Source organism: Mesotoga sp. HF07.pep.5.2.highcov (assembly GCF_003666285.1).
GTDB classification, from domain to species: domain Bacteria; phylum Thermotogota; class Thermotogae; order Petrotogales; family Kosmotogaceae; genus Mesotoga; species Mesotoga prima.
Window position 1 is genome coordinate 1 of sequence record NZ_JFHJ01000063.1, and the last position, 1,976, is coordinate 1,976.

The 1,976-nt window shown below is 49.5% G+C and carries 1 protein-coding gene; it reads right to left on the reverse strand.

Going from position 1 to position 1,976, the window contains the following annotated elements; genetic code table 11:
- Window positions 1-335: 335 nt before the first annotated feature.
- Window positions 336-1,976: response regulator (locus tag BG32_RS01140; RefSeq protein ID WP_121526267.1), on the reverse strand; the 1,641-nt coding region annotated here is incomplete at its 5' end.

Consider the following 1,976-nt stretch of genomic DNA (forward strand, 5'->3'; position numbering starts at 1 on the left):
AAGAAGACCTTGCTCATACTGTTCCCCTCTCTTTCCAAAGGATTTTCGCCTGGGACTGTCCAATGCCTACGCTCTAGAACTTTCCAGTCACGACAGGTTTTTCGGCGTTAGAGACAATGATCTCAATGTTATCATATCGAAAATTCCAGTACTTCTCTAAACGGAGAATTTCTGCTGGCTGAGGTTCAGGGTTCCTCATAGACCGGATTATAGCGAAGTGAATTGCATTCTAGAAATTTGTCTGGGATCATCTCTGCTGAGAAAATTCAGAGAGTATTGACGATCCTTGAAAACCCAGGTAGAAGCGAGAGACCTTCTGTTGCAGTCGCCGCTCCTCACTCCCAGAGCTTACGATAAATCCTCTTGAGCTCTGCTATCCCGTCTGATATCTGGTTTTCATCGCCGCTCTTCCCGGCCGTCTCGATTTTAAAGCCGACCCCGGAAATCTCTTCAACCCCATACATTCTGCCGGAACCCTTAAGACTGTGGCCTTCTCTTGCGATCGAACCCATGTCTTTCCTTTCAAGAGCACTTTCGAGAGTAGCCACTGTCTTGTCGATGTGTTTCCCGTACTCCTCGAACATGGCCGAGGCCTCTTCCATGGAGAGCCCCATATCCTTCGCGAAGACTGTGATATTGTCCGGCGAATGCTTTCCCTCTCGCTGAATTGGACGGACTCCGGATCTCTTGTTACCCGTCTTCCCGAATATGCCCAGGTGGTATCGCACGATCTCGAGAAGATCCGACTGCCTGACCGGCTTTCCCAAAAAGCCGTCACAACCGGCCTCGATCGTCTTCTCCTCGTCTCCCTGCATCGTATGTGCGGTCAGGGCAACGATTGGTATCTTGTAACCCTCTTGTCTAAGGGCCTTTGTAGCTTCATAGCCGTCCATGATCGGCATCTGCATGTCCATAAGGATGAGATTGTACTGGTTGAAGTTTCTCACCATTTCGATCGCCTGCTTGCCATTTCCGGCAACGTCGACAGAGTAACCGGCCTTTTCAAGAACTTCTTTTATAAGCAGCTGATTGGCTTCGTTGTCTTCCGTTAGCAATATCCTGTATTTGACGTTGTCCTGCCCCGGGCCGAGGTCCATGTAGTTGCCGATCTTGCCGATAAGTTCGTCTTCCTTTACGGGCTTTTGAATTATTTCGTTTACTTTCTTCCCGAAATGGATTTCGTTCTCGGTGGTATCTGTGATCACAATGACGGCAGCTTCGTCTATCCCATCTAGCGCGGCAAGGGCATCGTCGGCATTCTTTGGCGCGTCTACCACTGCAAGGGACGCACCTAATTCCCTTACAGCTCTCGAGAGATTCGAAAGGTTTTTCACAGATTCGTAGTGCACTCCATTTCTCTTGAGCATCGCGCCGACGATTGTCAGGAAGTCCTCGTCGTCGGAGGCGACAACAACCTTTCCCGTTGGCGGCAATTCGGGTTTCTCCTTTTGCTTCGGTACTTCCTTGGAAACGTTAGAAGGAATCCTAACTGTGACTTTCGAACCCTCGCCAACCTTGCTCTCGAAGCGTATTGACCCGCCCATCAGTTCAACGATCTTCTTCGTTATGGTTAAACCGAGTCCCGTTCCGCCAAACTTCCTCGACATCGTACCGTCGGCCTGAATAAAGGGCTCGAAGATCTTGTCTATCTCTTCTCTGGAGACTCCCGAACCTGTATCCTGAACCGTGTATATCAGGTGGTGGCCATCGTAATCGAGAAGCACTGAAACGTAACCTTTGTCAGTAAACTTGAGTCCGTTGGATACCAGATTGGTCAGGACCTGTCTCACCCTAAATTCGTCTCCATCGACGTATTCTGGAACCCTTTCTGTAATGCTGTTTGCGAAATGCAATCCCTTCGAATACGCCATGGGCAGATATGTTTCGGTGATCTCTTTCACCAGCTTTGCAGGGCTGTACGGGGAGATTATCAGATCGAATCTCGCCGCTTCGATCTTTGAGAGGTCTAGAACATC